The organism is Bradyrhizobium sp. WSM1253, assembly GCF_000244935.1.
Taxonomy (GTDB): domain Bacteria; phylum Pseudomonadota; class Alphaproteobacteria; order Rhizobiales; family Xanthobacteraceae; genus Bradyrhizobium; species Bradyrhizobium canariense.
Map to the genome: position 1 here is coordinate 3344721 of NZ_JH600073.1, position 18113 is coordinate 3362833.

The 18113-nt window shown below is 64.9% G+C and carries 16 protein-coding genes; 2 read left to right on the forward strand and 14 right to left on the reverse strand.

Translation table 11 applies throughout. The features are described 5' to 3' along the window. Nucleotides 1-70: 70 nt before the first annotated feature. On the reverse strand, nt 71-1390 hold the full coding sequence (locus BRA1253DRAFT_RS17260; protein ID WP_007596361.1) for a solute carrier family 23 protein: 1320 nt from the start codon (nt 1388-1390) through the stop codon (nt 71-73). Nucleotides 1391-1515: 125 nt separating this feature from the next. Between BRA1253DRAFT_RS17260 and BRA1253DRAFT_RS17265 the strand changes: the two genes are divergently transcribed. Next, nucleotides 1516-2850 carry a dicarboxylate/amino acid:cation symporter gene (locus tag BRA1253DRAFT_RS17265; protein ID WP_007596363.1) on the forward strand — a complete coding sequence of 445 codons (1335 nt, stop codon included), beginning with the start codon at nt 1516-1518 and terminating at the stop codon, nt 2848-2850. 174 nt (nt 2851-3024) lie between these two features. On the opposite strand, the gene BRA1253DRAFT_RS17270 is transcribed toward BRA1253DRAFT_RS17265, so the two are convergent. From BRA1253DRAFT_RS17270 to BRA1253DRAFT_RS17315, 10 genes are all read right to left on the reverse strand, one after another. Beyond that, nucleotides 3025-4608: an ABC-F family ATP-binding cassette domain-containing protein gene (locus tag BRA1253DRAFT_RS17270; protein WP_007596364.1), complete on the reverse strand. Its 1584-nt coding sequence runs from the start codon at nt 4606-4608 to the stop codon at nt 3025-3027. 171 nt (nt 4609-4779) lie between these two features. Then, nucleotides 4780-5127, reverse strand: a complete 348-nt coding sequence (locus BRA1253DRAFT_RS17275; RefSeq protein ID WP_007596366.1) for a RidA family protein — start codon at nt 5125-5127, stop codon at nt 4780-4782. Between the two features lie 15 nt (nt 5128-5142). Next, entirely contained in the window at nt 5143-6264 is a 1122-nt protein-coding gene (locus tag BRA1253DRAFT_RS17280) for an FAD-binding oxidoreductase (RefSeq protein WP_007596368.1), read from the reverse strand. After that, a complete protein-coding gene (locus BRA1253DRAFT_RS17285; RefSeq protein WP_007596374.1) occupies nt 6261-7679 on the reverse strand; it encodes an NAD(P)/FAD-dependent oxidoreductase in 1419 nt (472 codons plus the stop codon). Before BRA1253DRAFT_RS17285 ends, BRA1253DRAFT_RS17280 begins: the two co-directional genes overlap by 4 nt. Further along, a complete protein-coding gene (locus BRA1253DRAFT_RS17290; RefSeq protein ID WP_007596376.1) occupies nt 7676-7972 on the reverse strand; it encodes a (2Fe-2S)-binding protein in 297 nt (98 codons plus the stop codon). The genes BRA1253DRAFT_RS17285 and BRA1253DRAFT_RS17290 overlap by 4 nt, the downstream gene beginning before the upstream one ends. A gap of 19 nt (nt 7973-7991) precedes the next feature. Next, nucleotides 7992-9128: an FAD-binding oxidoreductase gene (locus tag BRA1253DRAFT_RS17295; protein ID WP_007596378.1), complete on the reverse strand. Its 1137-nt coding sequence runs from the start codon at nt 9126-9128 to the stop codon at nt 7992-7994. 8 nt (nt 9129-9136) lie between these two features. Next, nucleotides 9137-9943 carry an ABC transporter permease gene (locus tag BRA1253DRAFT_RS17300; protein ID WP_007596380.1) on the reverse strand — a complete coding sequence of 269 codons (807 nt, stop codon included), beginning with the start codon at nt 9941-9943 and terminating at the stop codon, nt 9137-9139. Then, on the reverse strand, nt 9940-10815 hold the full coding sequence (locus BRA1253DRAFT_RS17305; protein ID WP_007596382.1) for an ABC transporter permease: 876 nt from the start codon (nt 10813-10815) through the stop codon (nt 9940-9942). Before BRA1253DRAFT_RS17305 ends, BRA1253DRAFT_RS17300 begins: the two co-directional genes overlap by 4 nt. Beyond that, nucleotides 10812-11846 carry an ABC transporter ATP-binding protein gene (locus tag BRA1253DRAFT_RS17310; protein WP_007596383.1) on the reverse strand — a complete coding sequence of 345 codons (1035 nt, stop codon included), beginning with the start codon at nt 11844-11846 and terminating at the stop codon, nt 10812-10814. Before BRA1253DRAFT_RS17310 ends, BRA1253DRAFT_RS17305 begins: the two co-directional genes overlap by 4 nt. A 23-nt stretch (nt 11847-11869) precedes the next feature. Further along, nucleotides 11870-12904 (reverse strand): ABC transporter substrate-binding protein, encoded by a 1035-nt coding sequence (locus tag BRA1253DRAFT_RS17315; RefSeq protein WP_007596385.1) that lies wholly within the window; start codon nt 12902-12904, stop codon nt 11870-11872. A 273-nt stretch (nt 12905-13177) separates the two neighbouring features. On the opposite strand from BRA1253DRAFT_RS17315, the gene BRA1253DRAFT_RS17320 reads away from it, so the two are divergent. Beyond that, the gene (locus BRA1253DRAFT_RS17320; RefSeq protein ID WP_007596387.1) at nt 13178-14077 is read left to right on the forward strand and encodes a LysR substrate-binding domain-containing protein; all 900 of its coding nucleotides are present in this window, start codon (nt 13178-13180) and stop codon (nt 14075-14077) included. A gap of 195 nt (nt 14078-14272) precedes the next feature. Here the strand turns inward: BRA1253DRAFT_RS17320 and BRA1253DRAFT_RS17325 are convergent, their stop codons facing one another. From BRA1253DRAFT_RS17325 to BRA1253DRAFT_RS17335, 3 genes are all read right to left on the reverse strand, one after another. Continuing rightward, a complete protein-coding gene (locus BRA1253DRAFT_RS17325; RefSeq protein ID WP_007596388.1) occupies nt 14273-15646 on the reverse strand; it encodes an amidohydrolase family protein in 1374 nt (457 codons plus the stop codon). Beyond that, nucleotides 15643-17226: an ABC transporter substrate-binding protein gene (locus BRA1253DRAFT_RS17330; RefSeq protein ID WP_007596390.1), complete on the reverse strand. Its 1584-nt coding sequence runs from the start codon at nt 17224-17226 to the stop codon at nt 15643-15645. The genes BRA1253DRAFT_RS17325 and BRA1253DRAFT_RS17330 overlap by 4 nt, the downstream gene beginning before the upstream one ends. Before the next feature lie 225 nt (nt 17227-17451). Further along, a complete protein-coding gene (locus tag BRA1253DRAFT_RS17335) occupies nt 17452-18108 on the reverse strand; it encodes an aspartate/glutamate racemase family protein (RefSeq protein WP_007596394.1) in 657 nt (218 codons plus the stop codon). Between the last annotated feature and the right edge of the window lie 5 nt (nt 18109-18113).

Below are 18113 nucleotides of genomic sequence, written 5' to 3' on the forward strand. Positions count from 1 at the left end.
TTCTCTCCGGGATGCCCTGATCAGCGACGGAACCGGCCTTTTGTTCCATCCCTCAGCGCATCGCTGCGATTCATTCAGCGCGGCGCGCGAATGGCGATGTCAAAATTTGGTACAGGATGATGGCGCCAAAGGTTGCGGTGCCGATCCCGCCGATGGTGAAGGCACCGAATTTGAGCGTGAGGTCTCCGGCGCCTGCGGTGAGCGCGACCGCGACGGTGATCAGGTTTGCCGGACTTGAGAAGTCGACCTTGTTCTCGACCCAGATCCGGCCGGCCATCGCGGCGATCAATCCGAACAGCACGATCGAGAGTCCACCGATGACAGGGCCCGGGATCGACAGGACCAGCGCGCCGAACTTCGGCGAGAAGCCGAGCACGATCGACACCAGGGCCGCGAAGGCAAACAGCAAGGTCGAATAGACCTTCGTCGCCGCCATGACGCCGATGTTTTCAGCATAGGTGGTAACGCCGGTGCCGCCGCCGCAGGCCGCCACGATGGTCGCGAGGCTGTCGGCGAGCAAGGCGCGGCCGAGATAGTCATCGAGGCTCCGGCCCGTCATGGCGCCGACTGCCTTGATGTGACCGAGGTTCTCGGCGACGAGGATGATCGCGACCGGCGCGATCAGAACGATCGCATCGGTCTGGAAGGTCGGCGTGGTAAAACTCGGCAGGCCGATCCACGGCGCGGCCGAAACTTGCGTGAAGTCGATCGGCTTGCCGAAGCCAAAGCCGTTCGCGAACAGCAGGTACAAAAGATATCCGCCGATCGCGCCGAGAATGATCGGCAGGCGGCGCCACAGGCCAGGCGCGCCAACGGCAACCACGCCGATGATCAGAACGGTCGCGAGCCCGATTCCCGTGTCGAACGCATTGGCGCTCACGGCCTTCACCGCCACCGGCGCGAGATTAAGGCCGATCGCGGCGACCACGGCGCCGGTGACGGCCGGCGGCAACAGCTTCTCGATCCAGCCAACCCCCGACCACATCACGATCAGCGCGATCACGCCGTAGAGGACGCCGGCTCCGACGATGCCGCCAAGCGCAACCGACAGGTTCGGGTTCGGCCCGTGCCCAACGTAACCGGTCGCGGCGATCACGACCGCGATGAACGCGAAGCTCGAGCCGAGATAGCTCGGCACGCGCCCCGCGACGATGACGAAGAAGATCAGCGTGCCGATGCCGGAAAACAGCACCGCAACATTGGGATCGAACCCCATCAGCAGCGGCGCGATGATCGTCGAGCCCGACATTGCGACGCAATGCTGGAGACCGGAGACCACGGTCTGGCCAAGCGGCAGCCGCTCCTCGGGCATGATCACGCCGGAGGACTTCAGAGTCCAATGCGGGAAATAGCCTTGCGCTCGCTCGTCGGAGCCCGTTGCAATCGGCATGTTCCCCCCAGTTGCGGTGCAGCGACCGATCTTCGTGCGAACAGACAAAAATGTGATTGTCGCTTCTGCAGCGGCCATCACATGATGCAAATCAAACAAGATCAATACGTTCCGGGGCCTATTCTATGACACAGATCGCGATCCAGCCAGCCATCCACCGGCGGCACCAGCCCTGGTACAAGATCCTCTACATCCAGGTGCTGATCGCGATCGTGCTCGGGGTGCTCGTCGGCTATTTCTATCCCGATCTCGGCAAGGCCCTGAAGCCGCTCGGTGACGGTTTCATCGCGCTGATCAAGATGATGATCGCGCCGGTGATCTTCTGCACGGTGGTGCACGGCATCTCCTCGATGGGCGACCTCAAGCGCGTCGGCCGGGTCGGGCTGAAGTCGCTGATCTATTTCGAGACCGTCTCGACCGTGGCGCTCGCGGTCGGCCTGCTGGTCGGCGAGGTGCTCCAGCCCGGACATGGCTTCAATATCGATCCCGCCACGATCGACCCGAAATCGGTGGCGACCTACGTCACCAAGGCCAAGGAAGAAGGCATCGTCGCCCATCTGATGGCGATCATCCCCGACAGCTATCTGGGCGCCATCGCACGCGGCGATCTGTTGCAGGTGCTGCTGATCTCGATCCTGTCGGGCTTCGCCATCGCCTTTCTCGGCAAGGCCGGCGAGCCCATTGCGGAAGCGATCGACAAGGCCGCAAAGATGTTCTTCGGCATCATCCGCATCATCGTGCGCGTCGCCCCGATCGGGGCGTTCGGCGCGATGGCCTTCACCGTCGGCGCTTACGGCCTCGGTTCGCTGCTCAACCTGGCCGCCCTGATCGGTACGTTCTATCTCACCAGCATGCTGTTCGTGCTGGTCGTGCTGGGGGCGATCGCAAGGCTCGCCGGCTTCTCGATCCTGCGCTTCATCGCCTACATCAAGGACGAGCTCCTGATCGTGCTCGGCACCTCGTCGTCGGAGACGGTGCTGCCGCAGATGATCCAGAAGATGGAGCATCTCGGCGCCTCGCGTTCGGTGGTCGGCCTCGTCATTCCAACCGGCTACAGCTTCAACCTCGACGGCACCAACATCTACATGACGCTGGCGACGCTATTCCTGGCGCAGGCGACCAATACCCATCTGACCATCTGGCAGGAGCTCGGCATTCTCGGCATCGCCATGATCACCTCGAAGGGCGCCTCGGGCGTGACCGGGGCGGGCTTCATCACGCTCGCGGCAACGCTCTCGATCGTGCCGGACATCCCGATCCAGTCGATCGCGATCCTGGTCGGCATCGACAAGTTCATGAGCGAGTGCCGCGCGCTCACCAATCTGATCGGTAACGGTGTCGCCTGCGTCGTCATCAGCATCTCCGAAGGCGAGCTCGACCGTGATGCGCTGCACGACGCCATGGCCCATCCGCTGGAGATGGGTGAGGCGCTTGAACCGGGCGGCAGCGCCGCCTCCTAAGCCGCGCAGGTTTGGCGGAGTCCGGTTCCAACGCGGTAGTTTCCCGGAGTGGTAAATTGGCGCAACGCGAGTCACAACTGCTGCGTTGGGATCACGGATTGATAGTCATTTTTTTCACCCGACGCGCTGGGGGCAGGGCGTCGGGTTTTTGTTAATCAACGATGGGCAGCGGACTTAGCCGGCCAGTTCGACCCTGCGCGTGATCCCGATCGCCTGCAAGAACGCCTCGTCATGACTGACGACGAGCAGCGCGCCGTCATAGGCCCTCAAGCCCGCTTCGACGGCTTCGATTGCCTCAATGTCCAAATGATTGGTCGGCTCGTCGAGGATCAGCAAGGACGGCGGCATCGCTCCGCCCAGCACGCAGGCGAGGCCGGCGCGAAACATCTGCCCGCCGCTCAAATGTCCTACGATCTGCAAGGCGGCATCGGCGCGAAACATGAACCGGGCCAGCGCGGCATGGCATTCATTTGCACCCGCCTTCGGATGGAAGCGCCTGAAATTGTCCAGGATAGAGACCGCGGGATCGAGCAGGCTGACCTTCTGATCGAACAGCGCAAGGTCGGGCCTGACCCGCACGGTGCCGGAGAGCGGACGTAGTTCGCCAGCGATGAGTTTCAGCAGCGTCGTCTTGCCGGAACCGTTGGGCCCGACAATTGCCAAGCGCTCCGGACCGACGATCGCGAGCGATAGCTCGCGCAAGACTTCCCGGTCCGGCCGATAGCCGGCACTGACACAATCGAGCCAGACTACCTCCCTGCCGGCCGGCAGCTGAGTCGAGGGCAGCTTCACCGACAGCGGCTGAAGAATCTCGATGCGGCGCCGCGCCCTATCGACGGCCTCAAGCGCATCCGCACGCCGCCGCTCGGCGATCCGCGCGTTCTTGCCGCCGGTGTCTTCGCTACGGTCCTTGCGCGCGCCGGCCAGGATGCGCGGCATGTCGCCCTTGGTGCGTTTCTTCTTACCGCCGCTGTCCTTGCGCGCTTTCCTCTCCGCAGCCTCCTGCGTCTTCCCCTCGATCGCGGACAGCCGCCTCTCGGCATGCGCGAGGTCGTGCCCGACAGCCGCGAGCGCGGCAGCTTTCTGCTCGCAATAACTGCTCCAATTGCCGCCGTATCGCGCGGCTCCGAGCGACGTCAGCTCGACAATCGCATCCATGGTTTCGAGCAGGCTCCGATCGTGGCTGACGACAATCGCCCCACCGCGCCAGGACGCAAGGAAATCGATCACGGCCTTGCGCCCCTCCCGATCGAGATTGTTGGTGGGCTCGTCGAGCAGCAGGAAATCCGGCTCCGCAAAGATCAGCGCGGCGAGACGAACCCGCGTGACCTGGCCGCCCGACAGGCTGCCGAGCTCGAGCTCCGGAGCGACATCGAACCCGATGCGCGCAAGGGCGGATGCAAGCCGCGTTTCGAGGGTCCAATCGACCTCGGTGACCTCCTCAGCCGAGGCATCCCCGCGCGCGGCACGGCGAAGGAGATCGAGCGCGGCTCGCACAACGAACAGATCGATCACCTTCGCGCCCGCAAGCGGCTGGACATCCTGCCGCAGCAGACCGACAGTTCCATTGACGGCAATGCGCCCCGACTGGGGGATGTGCTCGCGCAAAATCGCTGCAAGCAGCGTCGTCTTCCCGACGCCGTTGCGGCCGACGAGGCCGGTCCGCTCGGCGCCGAACGTCAGATCGATATTGGAAAAAAGAGAGCGGCCGTCAGGCGTGGACAGCGACAGGTTGGACAGGATGATTGAAGCAGGCATGGAATTCCCCGTGAGCAAGGCAGGTCGGCTTTGCGGTCGGGGTAAAATCCATGGCTCTCGAATATCCTGTTTGAGGAGCTTCTAACTAGTCCCATCGAAGCGCGAGATCAAGGCGAGGCTCGCAGGGACGACAGCGCGCGGGAGTGCTGACGTGCCCGCCGGCCTGCGCGATCAGCCCTTGAGCGCGGTGACCACGACCTCGATCAGCGCGCTGCCGCCGAGATCGGCGACGCCGACGGTGGCACGGGTCGGCAGATTGTCGCCGAAGAACTCGGTCCAGACCGCGTCCATCTCCTTCTTCTTGGAAAGATCCGTGACAAAGATCGAGGTGCTCACAACGCGCGACTTGTCGGTGCCCGCTTCCTTCAGATAGCCCGCGATCTTGCCGAGGATGTTGCGGGTCTGCTCGCCCATCGACACCGAGGTGTCGTCGGCGATGGTGCCGCCAATGAAGACGAAGCCGTTGGCTTCGACGGCGCGGTGCATGATGGGCGTGCGGATGCTGCGGGTGATGCTCATGATGTCCTCTTGTTGCTAGAGCGTGGAGGGATGGAAACGGTCGATGCCGAGATCGCCGATGCGGGTCTGGGTGCCGCCATTGACAATCAGCTCCGCCATGACGGCGCCCGCGCCGGGGCCGAGCTGGAAACCGTGGAGCGAGAAGCCGAACTGGTGATAGAGGCCCTTGTGGCGGCTGCTCGGTCCGAACACGGGCAGATCGTCCTTGGTCTTGGCCTCGATGCCGGCCCAGGCCCGCATGATCGTCGCGTCGCGCATGACCGGGAACAGCTCGAACACGGTGCGGGCGCTCGTCGCGAGGCTCTTCCAGTCCAGCACGGTCTCGTTGCGATCTCGGTACGGCGTTGCCAGATGGCCGCCGCCGATCAGCACCGTGCCGTTCCTGAATTGCTTGAATGACAGTTTGCGACCGCGCAGGATCACGACCGGGTCGATGAAATGCGGCACGCGCGAGGTGATCATCAGCATCGGCGCAACTGTCTCGACCGGAACGGGCTCACCGAGCGCGGCTGCGATGGTCCCGGCCCAGGCGCCGGCGGCATTGACGAGCACGGGCGCGGCAAAGCTCTCGGCGCCGACATCGACATGCCAGAGGCCATCGGTGTGCCGGATGTTCGTGGCGGCAATGCCCTCGCGCACGGTCGCACCGAGCTGCCCGGCCTTGCGCCGGAACGCCGTCGTCGCCTGCGCGGGATTGGCTGCACCGTCGCGGCGCGAGACCACGCCGCCGGGACAGGTCTCGGCGACCGCAGGCACGAGGCGCCGCAGCTCGGCCGCATCGATCAGCTCCTCATGGGTGAAGCCGAGCGCGTTGAGCTCGGCCACACGTGCACGGCAGGCCGCGAGTTCCTCCTCGTTCTCTGCGACGAGAACCTGGCCATAGCTCTCGAAGCTGCAATCGTCGTCGAGGAGATCGGTGATCTTCTCCCAGATTCCCATCGAGCGGATCGAAAGCGGGATTTCGGGGATGTGCCGCGCAAGCTGGCGCACGCCGCCGGCGTTGACGCCGGAGGCGTGCCGGCCGGCATAGTCCTTCTCGATCAGCACCGGCTTCAGGCCGGCAAGACACAGATGCAGCGCAGTCGAGCACCCGTGGATGCCGCCGCCGACGACGATCGCATCCACGTTTTTAGTCATCCGCGCACCACCGCCTTGATGTCGTCTTCGCTCTTTGGAACCGCGGCAAGCTCGGCGAGCGTGATCGGCTTGACCGGCGCGCGCAGCCGGTAATAGCCGATCTCCTGCGGGCTCTTGCCTCGTGCCTGCGCCATCAGCTCGGTGACGGTGAGGCCGCAGAGCCGACCCTGGCACGGACCCATGCCGGTGCGGCGATAGGCCTTGAGCTGGTTCGGCCCGGTCGCGCCGATCGCGACGGCGTCGAGAATATCCTTTGCGGTGACCTCCTCGCAGCGACAGACGATGGTGTCGCCCGCGGGAATGCGAAACTGCTGCGCCGGACGGAACAGCGTGTCCAGGAAAACGCGGCCACGCTCGGCCTTGGCGAGATCGGCGCGGAGCGTCGCCATCGTCGCAAGCTTTGTCGCCGCCGCAGGCGCCAACGCCTCCACTGCCGCGCGCGCCGCGATGCGGCCGCGCACCACGGCTGCGTTCGCGCCGCCGATGCCGGCACCGTCGCCGGCGATCGCAATGCCCGCGACCGACGAAGTGCCGCTGGCATCGAGCACCGGAGACCAGCACAATTGCAGATCATCCCAGCGATGCTCGATTCCGGCCGCCATCGCCAGATTGACGTTGGGCACGACGCCCTGGTGCAGCAGCAAGAGATCCGCAAGGACGGTCTCGCGTTCGCCGCCGGCGACATAGCTCACGCTCGCGAGCTGGCCGTCGCCAGATGCCGAAAGCTCGGTGACGCCGGAGACGACCTGCACCTTCGCCTTCACCTCGCGCATCATTGACAGGCCCTTGGCGAAATAGGGCGACGTCAGGAAAGCGAAGGCGTGGGGAAGAGCCGCGAAATAATTGCCGCGCTCGGTGGTGTCGAGAATGCGATCGATGCGGCCGCCGAGACGCAATATCTGCGCGGCGAGGAGCCAGAGCAGCGGCCCCTGTCCTGCGATCACCGTACGGCCATCCGGCACCAGGGCCGATGATTTCAACATCGTCTGCGCGGCGCCCGCGGTCATCACGCCCGGCAGCGTCCAGCCGGGAATCGGGAATGGCCGCTCCAGCGCGCCGGTCGCGAGGATCACGCGTTTCGCCTTGACGAAGGCCGAGGCGCCGCCGATCGAGACCGCGATCTCGAGGTTGCGGTCGAGGCTCCAGACCGTGGCGCGGTGAATGACCTCGGCGTTGCCTGCGCGCAGCGCCTGCACGAGATCGGAACCGACCCAATAGTCCTCACCGAGCTGTTTGCGGTCGGTCACGGGCGTCGAGGCGATGGCACGAAACACCTGGCCGCCGGGGCCGATATTCTCGTCGAGCAGCAACGTCGACAGGCCGGCTTCGGCGGATGTCGCGGCGGCGGCGAGGCCGGCAGGCCCGGTGCCGACCACCACCACATCGTAGTCTTCGCGCTTGGGAGCCACAGTCATTTTCCGATCTCCCGCTTGCCCTTCTGGATCTCGACCTGCATGCCCTCGGCGACGGGCACAAGGCAGCCCTGGCGGTTGCCGACGCCGTCGATGGTGACGAGGCAGTCGAAGCACACGCCCATCATGCAATAGGGCAGACGCGGCGCACCGCTCACCGCGGTCGAACGGCGGGCATCGCAGTTCGAAGCCAGTAGCGCTGCGGAGACGGTATCGCCCTGCCGCGCCGCGACGGCAACGCCGTCGACGAAGATCTGCACTGGCGGCCGCTTGTCCTGTTCGGATCGTTTGAACATCTTGGTTCCTTCAATGTCGCTAGTAGCCGCTGTTGTTCGCAGCACCGGCGGCGCTAAACCGACTGGCTGAAAACGCGCCGACCAGCTCGGGCTCGAGCGCGCCCTGCGCAACCATGCGTGCGATCTCGAAGGCGTGGTTGGAGGCGAGCGTCACGCCGGAATGGCAGCAGGCAACGAAAGCGCCGGGATGCGTCTCCGACTGGTCGTAGATCGGAAAGCCGTCCTGCGGCATGACGCGAATGCCGGCCCAGCTCCTGACCACGTTGAGCCGCGCGAGATGCGGGAACATGCGCTGGGCACGATCGGTCATCACGGCGCTGATCGAGTGCTTCAGCGTGCGATCGTCGAGCTCGTCTTCTTTGCTGTCGCCGATCATCACCGTGCCCTCGTCGGTCTGACGGATCGTTGTCAGCGGATGCGGCAGGAACGGCATGGTGCGTTCGGTCACTACGATCTGGCCACGGGTCGGGCCCATCGGGGCGTAGAGACCGACCATCGGCGCCAGCGTCTGGTTGGCATTGCCGGCGGCGAGCACGATCTTGGCGGCACGGAGTTCGCCCTGCGGCGTCGTCAGGCGGAATTCGTCGCCACTCTTGCTGATCGCCGAGACCGGACGCTCCGGAAAATAGTCGATGCCGAATGCCCTAAAGCCGGTGTGGAACGCACGAAAGGTCCGCAGCGAATTGACGTGACCGTCAAGCGGGCAATAGCTTCCGCCGGAAACTTCGGGGCCGATCAGCGGCAGTGACTTCTTCACTTCGGAGGCGGAGAGCATCTCCATCTTGTAGTCGGCGGCGCCCGTCTGGTTGTGCATGCGCTTGACCAGCTCAGCGCGCTGGCCGAATTCGTCCTCGCCGAGCGTGAGATGAAATCCGCCATTCTGCTGAAGAGAGACATCCAGGCCGGTCTGCTGCTTCAGCTCGGACGCGAGCCGGCTCCACGCCTGCGACGCCTGCACCGTCCAAACGGTATAGGCCGGCATGCCAAGCCCTTTGCTCTGTACCCAGACCAGCGCAAAATTCGCGCGCGAAGCACGCTTTGTGATGTCGCCTTCGTCGAGCACGGCCACCTTCTTGCCGAGCCTTCCCAGGCCCCACGCAATCGCGGAGCCGAGCAATCCGCCGCCGACGACGGCGACGTCGTAATCTGTTCGCATGGATTCTCCTATCGCCCTGTATCGCCCTTGCCGGCGAGCACGCGGTCGAGCCCGTAGAAGCGGTCGAGCAGAATAAGGGCGGTCATGGTGATCGCGATCACGCAGGCCGAGACCGACGTCACCAGCGGATCGATGTTGTCCTGGATGTACAGAAACATGCGCACCGGCAATGTTTCGGTGCCGGGTGCCGCGAGGAAGACGGTCATGGTGAGATCGTCGAAGGACTGGATGAAGGCGAGTGCCCAGCCGCTGATGACGCCGGGCAGGATCAACGGCAGCGTCACGCGGCGGAACAGCGTCCAGCCGCCGGCACCGAGCGAGACCGCCGCCATCTCGACCGACAAATCCATGCCGGTCGCCGCCGCAAGCGTCAGCCGCAGCGCGAACGGAAACACGATGATGACATGCGCGATGATCAGCGCGGCAAAGCTGCCGCCGAGGCCCGCCGACGTGAAGAAGCGCAGGAAGGCGATGCCGAGCACGATATGCGGGATCATCAGCGGCGAGAGAAAGAGGGCCGCGAGCGCATCTCGACCGCGGAACCGATAGCGCGCGATCGCGAGCGCCGCCGGTACCGCGAATAATAGCGCGACGAACGACGATAATGCGCCAAGGCCAAGGCTGACCCAGAAAGCATGGACGAATTCGGGATAGTTGGCGATCGCCCTGAACCAGCGCAACGAAAAGCCGTTGGTCGGCAGCGACAGGAAGCCTTCTGGCGTGAACGCGACGAGGCAGACGACGAGGATCGGTGCCACCATGACGATGACGAAGACGATGTGGAAGATCAGCGCAAGCGGGCCGTTCCGGCTCATCGGAACACCTCCGCGTAACGACGCTCGATCAGTGCGTTGCTGCCGACGACGATTAAGACCAGCGCGGCCAGCAGCAGCGTGGCGACCGCCGCACCCAGCGGCCAGTTCAGCGTGTTGAGGAACTCGTCATAGGCGAGCGTCGCCGCGACCTTGAGCCGGCGGCCGCCAATGATGGCGGGCGTCGCAAACGCACTGGCCGAGAGCGAGAACACGATGATCGCCCCTGACAGTACGCCCGGCATGATCTGCGGCATGATGATGCGGCGGATTATGGTCACAGGGCCGGCGCCGAGCGACAACGCGGCATTCTCGATCTGCGGGTCGAGACGCTGCAGAGCCGCCCACACCGACAGCACCATGAACGGCATCATCACGTGCGCAAGCGCGACCACCATCCCGGTTTCAGTGAACATGAAGGGGATGGGCGCGCGGATCAGCCCGGCCGACATCAACAGCTTGTTGACCAGCCCGTTGTTACCGCCGAACAGCAGCGCCCAGCCGAGCGTCCGCGCCACCACGGAAATCAGCAGCGGCCCCAGGATGACCAGCAGGAAAACGCTCTTCCAGCGTCCGCCCATGCGATTGAGGATGTAGGCTTCGGGTGCACCGAGCAGCGCGGTGAGCAGCGTGGTCAGGATCGCGATGCGAAACGTCCGCCCGAACATCTCGGCGTAATAGGGATCGGTTGCGATCTCGTGCCAGTTCTTGAGGATGAAGACCGGCTCGATGCCCTTATACTGGCCCCAATCGTGGAACGACAGCATCACAGTCATTGCGAGCGGAATCAGGAGCACGCCGATGAACAGCATCAAAGCGGGCGCGGTCAGCGCCCAGGGCGTGCGTGCGTTTCGTTCCTCGGCGGAAGCGCTCATGCGACGCCCCTCACGCCCATGTCCTCCGGCCGCCAGGTGAGGTGAACTGCCTCGCCTTCGGCCGGCTGCGACCGGCCGTCATTCTGGCGGATCACGGTCGCCGGGCCACATTCGCTCTCGCACTGGAACAGCCAGTGATTGCCCTGGAAGATGCGCGTGACGATCTTTGCACTGAGGCCTGCGTCGCCAAAGTCGATCCGCTCGGGGCGAATGCTGATGGTGACGGGACCATTGCGCCCGGCAGGCGCAGGCGCACTCCACGAGCCGGCGATCAATCGCGCAGGCGCACTCGCCCGATCTATCGTCGCGGCAAAGTCGTTGGTCTTGCCCAAAAACTGCGAGACGAAGGCCGAGGCCGGCTTCTCATAGGTCTCCTGCGGCGTGCCGATCTGCTCGATCCGGCCCTGGCTCATCACCACGATACGGTCGGACAGCGACATCGCCTCGTTCTGGTCGTGGGTGACGAGGATCGTGGTGGTGCCGATGGTGCGCTGGATCTGGCGCAGCTCGATCTGCATCTCCTCGCGCAGCTTGGCATCGAGATTGGATAGCGGCTCGTCGAGCAGCAATACGCTCGGCTTGATCACCAGCGCGCGCGCCAGCGCCACCCGCTGCTGCTGGCCGCCGGACATGCGGCGCGGGTGACGATCCTCATAGCCGGCAAGCCCGACCATCGCGAGCGCGGCGCGGACGCGCTCGGTCCGTTCGCCACGCGGTACGTTGCGCATCTCGAGGCCGAAGGCGACATTCTCGGCCGCGGTCATGTGTGGAAACAGCGCGTAGCTCTGGAACACGATGCCGAGCCCGCGTTTGGCCGGATGGATCGCGGTCAGGTCCTTGCCCTCCAGGCGGATCGTGCCGCGCGTCGGATCAAGAAAGCCCGCGATCATCTGCAGGGTCGTGGTCTTGCCGCAGCCGGAGGGGCCGAGAAAGGAGACGAACTCCCCCTTCCCGACGGCGAGACTGAAGTCGTCGACGACAGTCTGCGCTCCGAATTGCTTGGCGACCCCTTCGAGCTCGAGATAGGCCATCGCACTGTCTCCGGTATGACCGATCAGCGTTCGACCTCGCGATTCCAGCGCTTGGTCCATTCCTCGCGCTTCTCGTTGATGACGGTCCAATCCGGATTGTACAGCTTTGCGGCGCGCTCGCCGATCGGCGCCATCTTGCCGAGCTCGGGCGGGATGATCAGCGATTTCAGCACCGGGCCGTAGCCGTAGTCCTTCAGCATCACGAGCTGGATCTTGGGTTCGAGCAGCATCTTGACGAAGCTGGACGCAAGCGGCGAGGCGTTCGGCTTGGTGATCGGACAGGCGGTGGTCAGCAGCGTCGCGGCCCCCTCCTTCGGATAGACGAAGTCTACGGGGAAGCCGGTATTGGCAAAGCTCTGCACGCGGCCCGTGCCCCACACCGCGATCACGGCCTGGCCGGACTGAAACAGCTCGGTCATCTTGCCCGGCGACGGCTCATAAGCGAGCACGTTCGCATTGATCTGCTCCTTGAAGATCTTGAAGCCGGAATCGACATTGGACTCGCCGCCGCCATTCATCTTCGACAGCATCACCAGCGCTTCGAGGCCATAGGTGTTGTTGATCGGCGGAATCACGAGCTGCTTGGCGTATTTCGTGTCTTTCAAATCGTTCCAGGAGGTCGGCGGCGCCCAGCCCTTCTCTGCAAACACCTTGGTGTTATACATCAGGCCGGTGGCGACGATGCCGATTGCGACCGCGCGATCGTCCTTGAAGCGGGCGGTGTCATAGAGATCGGCCGGCAAGCCCTCGAGCTTGCCGCAGAAGCCGAGCTGGATCGCCTGGTACATCGGGCCGTCGTCAACGATGGCGACATCGATCTGCTGGTTGCCCTTCTGCGCCTGGAGCTTGGCCAGCGTGTCGGTGGAATTGCCGGCCACGTACTCGACCTTGACGCCGTTCTCCTTCTCGAAGGCCGGGATCACCTCGTCGCGGATGGTCTTCTCGAACGAGCCGCCATAGCCGGCGACGTAGAGCGTCTTTTGCTGGGCCGTGGCGACCGACGGGGCGGCGATGAGAGTCGCGATGCTGACCGCTGTCAGAAGGCGAAAAGTCTTCATGTGGTCCGATCTCCATACCGGGATGAGGTGACGTGCCGACGTGTCTCGTTGGCTGAACCTTCCGCATTTCCTTCCGCGCGAATCCCGCGTCCGACCAGGGCTCCGGCCCCTGTTCGACGGGTTTTGGCGCGATCCGGAGGTTTGAACCCCTCCAATCTGCCGAAAAAGCGGGCCGTCTCCAGCTCTGATGAAAAAGATCGCAAACTCTGGCTTCCATCGTCCAATGAATAATGGCAGCCTCTGCATGCCCAAATGTTATGAATGGAAATCAGGATGGCGCGGATCAATTCGCGGCAGGTGGAGGCCTTCCGGGCGACGATGCTGACCGGCAGCGTGACTGAGGCGGCGGCGCTGATGACCGTGACGCAGCCGGCGGTCTCCCGGTTGCTGCGCGACCTCCAGGCGCTGTTGAAGATGGAGCTGTTCGAACGGCGCGGCACCGGCCTCGTGCCGACCGCTGCGGCCATGGCGCTCTACACCGAAGTCGAGCGCTCCTTCGTCGGCCTCGAACGCATCACCGCGGCAGCCGAAGAAATCCGCGGCCGCCGCACCGGCTCGCTGCGGATCGCGGCACTTCCAGCATTGTCCAATGGCTATTTGCCGCGGCTCACCGGGCACTTCCTGAAGGAGCGGCCGAACCTCAACCTCGCTTTCTTCGGCGTGATCTCGCCGATCGTGGTCGACTGGGTACTGAACAATCAGTGTGACGTCGGCTTTGCCGAGGTGCCGATCGCGCATTCGGGCCTTCCGAGCCAGAAGCTGCCGGCGCCGGCGCGCGTTGCAGTGCTGCCCACCGGTCACCGCCTCGCGGAAAAGGAAGTTTTGCAACCGCGCGATTTCGAGGGCGAGACGTTCATCTCGTTGTCAGCGGGCTCGTCGAGCCGGCATCTCGTCGACCAGGTCTTCCATCGCCACGATGTCCGCCGCGTGCTCAGGGTCGAGACCACGCTGTCGGAGATCATGTGCGGCATGGTGTCGTCGGGGCTCGGCGTTGCGATCTGCGATCCTTTCACCGCGCAGGAATTTTCCACCCGCGGCGTCGTCGTGCGCCGCTTCCTGCCGCGCATCGACTTCGAATTCTCGGCGGTCTTTCCGGCGCAGCGCAGCCCCTCGCCGGTGGCGCTGGATCTGGTCGAAACCATGCGCAAGGCGCTGGCGGAGTTCGAGGATTAGAACGCGTTTGGGTTGAAGCGATTTCGCCACGGGCTCGCTGCAACCTCTCCCGCTTGCGGGGGAGGTCGGCGCGAAGCGCCGGGTTGGGGCTCTCTCCTGATCGGGAGTTTCCCAGTATGGAGAGAGCCCTCTCCCCTGCCCTCTCCCGCAAGCGGGAGAGGGAGCGCACCTTCTTCGTGGCTCCCAGGAGAACGCTCAGCCGTTAAACGCGGCCTGTGCCTCCGGCAGGTCCCAGATCTTGCCGATCGCAGCGGTCCCGGCAGCTGTGATCGCCGCCTCGTCAGCGCCGAGATAACGGCCAGCATCGACCAGCATGCGGCCGTCGACCATGACCTGATCGATATTGGCGCGATTGGCGAGCGCGATCAGCGCGCGGCGCGGGTCAAACAGCGGTTGAAGATGCGGATGGGTGAGATCGACGATCGTGAGGTCGGCGGTCGCGCCGGGCTCGATGCGGCCGAGGTCAGGCCGATAGATGACATCGGCGGCGATTGCCGTGTTCGCCTCGATCAATTCGGGTGAGTTCGCGACATCGGCCCGCGCTGAGGTGATCTTGGAGATCAACGACGCGGCATTGAGTTCGCCGAGCAGGTCCATGTTGTAGCCATCGGTTCCGACCACGGTGCGAACGCCGTGTTCCGCAAACCGGCTGAACGCGGCGGTGACGCCGGTGCGCGCGAACACGCGCGGGCAGTTGAGCACCGTCATACCGCGCGCGGCCATCAGCTTGAGATCGTCGTCGGTGCTGAACATGCAGTGCGCCGCCATCAGATCGGGCGCCAGCAGGCCCAGCCAGTCGAGATATTGCGCCGGCGTGCGGCCGCCATAGCGTTTGCCGATCGTTTCAACCTCGGCGCGACTCTGCGCCATATGGGTCGTGATGGGCACCCCAAGCTCGCGCGCCCGCGTGGCGCAGGCTTTCAAGAGATCGGGGCCGCAGGTGTCGGTGGCGTGTGGGCTCATCGCAAGGCCGATGCGACCGTCGCCGCGATTGTTCCAGCGTTGGTAGAGCGCATCCCAAGTCGCCATGTCGGCGGTGCCGTCATCACCGGAATAGTGCACGACGCCATCGGGGCCGGCCTTGGCGTCCGAGGTCGAAAACAGATAGGGCGCACCGTAGAAGCGGATGCCCATCTCTTCTGCCGCGTCGAACATCTCCGGAATCGAGTTGCGGAACGGCTCCATCACCGTGGTGGCGCCGCCCTTCAGGAGTTGAAGAATGCCGAGCCGCGCGACCGCCATACGCTCTTCCGCCGACAAGATATCGGCGCCGCGCTTGGTCAGCGGCAGCAGCACCGTGTAGACGATGCTCTGGTTGTTCTTGCGGCCATTGCCGTCCTCGGTGTGGCTGCGCGCCACCGCTTCCGAGAAGCAGTGATTGTGCAAGTTCAACAGGCCCGGCAGCACGAAGCGGCCGGGGCGGTCATGCACCTCGTCAGCCTGCGGCTTGTCGCGCGTGACCGCGGCGATGGTCTTGCCTTCGATCAGGACCCAGTGGTCGCGCAACACGTCCTGCGCGCCATCCTTGCGTGACAGCACATAGCTGCCGAAAATTGCTGAGGTGCTCATGCGGGGCGTACGTTCCAGAACACGGCGGTGCCGTCGAGAATGCCGGTGATAGTTTTGCGATAGGCAGTCGGCTGCTTGTACAGGCCGATCGGAATATAGGGGATTTCCTGGAAAGCCACCGCCTGGATCTCGCGGCAGATGCGCTGCTGCTCGGCGAGCTCCGAGGCCGCGAGCCATTGGCTGCGCAGGCCGGCCATCTTCTCACTCGCATACCAGCCGGCGACCTTGCCCTCGCCGCGGATGTTGGTGTTGCCGGCCGGATTGAGCCAGTCGATGCCCTGCCAGTTGCCGACCGCGGCGCTCCAGCCGCCCTGCCCGATCGGGTCCTTCTTGAGCTGGCGCTGCAACACCACGGCGAAATCAAGTCCGGCATATTCCACGTTCATGCCGGCCTTGCGCAAGGAATCGACGGCGATCTCGCCGAGCGGCTTCTGCGCCAGTGAGTTGGTGGGGACGAGCACCACGATCTTCTCGCCATTATACCCCGCGGCCTTGAGGTCGGCCTTCACCTTGGCGTAGTCACGCGGGCCGCGGAACACGTCGAGGCCAACCTCGCTCGCCATCGGCGTATTCGGCGCGAAATAGCCGATCGGGGAGACCTGAAAGTTCGGGTCGGTACCGGCCACCGCGGTCATGAAGGCGGATTGATCGATCGCCCCCAGGAGCGCGCGGCGAACGGCAGGGTTGTCGAACGGCGGCTGAAGATGATTGAGGCGCAGCATACAGGCATAACCCCGGGGATCGAGGATGCGCGTTTCGATGTCGCCGGCAGCCTTGATGATCGGCAGCAGGTCGTGCGGCGTGGTCTCCTGCCAGTCCTGCTCGCCGGTCTGCAACGCAGCGACGCCGGTGCCGGCATCGGGCGTGGTGGTCCAGACCACCCGATCGTAATGCACGATCTTCGGGCCCGCGGTCCAATCCGGCTTGCCATCCGTGCGCGGCTGATAGCGCTCGAACCTGGCATAGGCGTTGCGCGCACCCTGCACGCGCTCGTCGGCGAGATAGCGGAACGGGCCGCTGCCGATCACTTCGGTCAGCGGCTTGAACGGGTCCTGACTCGCGAGCCGCTCCGGCATCATGAAGCACGCGTTGATCGCGGCCTTGCCGAGCGCCTGCGGCAGCAGCGGGAATGGACGCTTGAGGCGGAAGCGGATGGTGCGGTCGTCAGCGGCCGACAACTCGTCGGTCGCCTCCATCAGCTCACCGCCAAAGCCGTCGCGCGAGGCCCAGCGGCGAATGCTGGCAACGCAGTCCCGCGCAAGCACGCGCTCGCCGTCGTGCCAGAACAGGCCGTCGCGCAACGTCAGATCCCACTGGAGTTGGTCACCGGAGATCGCGTGGCCCGACAGCATCTGCGGCGAGACTTGCAGGGAGGAGCTCATGCCATAGAGCGTGTCGTAGACCATGAAGCCGTGGTTTCGCGACACTTGTGCCGTGGAATAGATGGGGTCGACGAAGGCGAGGTCGATCACGGGAATGAAGCGCAGCGTGGTCTGGGATTCGGCGCGGACGATGCCCGGGAATGACAGGGCCGGCACAGCGGCTGCGGCCCTAAGGAGCGAGCGGCGAGAGATAGGCATTACGGGTGGCTCCTGTGTGACGCGATGTCCAGCCGCAGCGTCGGTGCGCCCCCTCCCCCGCTTGCGGGGGAGGGCTGGGGAGAGGGTGCCTCCGCAGGCGAGGACCCCCAAGAGGAGAGAGCCCTCACCCGCGCGTTCGGCGCGACCTCTCCCGCAAGCGGGAGAGGTTGCAGCCAGTGCGCGGCCAGAACGGTGTCAGAAAAGCCAGACCTCATCACTTGCGTCTCATCCGTTGAGCAAGACGGCACCGATCGCGGCCGCGACCGCCTGTTGGGCCGGCTCGACCACGGGAACGCCGATGGCCTCCGCAATCGCTGCGCGATGCGAAGCCATGCCGGCGCAGCCCATCACCACGACATCGGCGCGGCATTGGGTGACCAGCGCGCGGCCGGCTTCGATCAACCGTCCCCGGATGTCCGCGCCTGCCGTCTCCGCCGCGCTCGCGCCGACCGACCAGCTTCCGGCATAACGGCTATCGACGCCCATCACCCGCACCATCCGCTGCTGGCGGCGAATGCTCGATGGCGACAGCGCGATGATTCCGAAACGTTCGCCCAGCATCAGCGCGCGAAAGATGCCGCACTCGGCGATGCCCATCACCGGGCGGCCGCCGGCGGCTTCACGCACCGCATGCAGGCCGGGATCGCTGAAGCAGGCGAGCACGAACGCATCCGCATTGTCGCGCGACACGCGGTTGACCAGCGGCATCACGACGCTGTCGGCATCGCGCTGCGAGCTGATGCCCGGTGGCCCCTCGGCAAGGCCAACCACCTCGATGTCGGGCCCACCGGCGATGCGCAGCGGCGCGACCGCGTCGTCGATCGCCGCCGTCACCGACGCGGAGGAGTTGGGGTTGATGACAAGGATGCGACGACGGGTCATGGCTT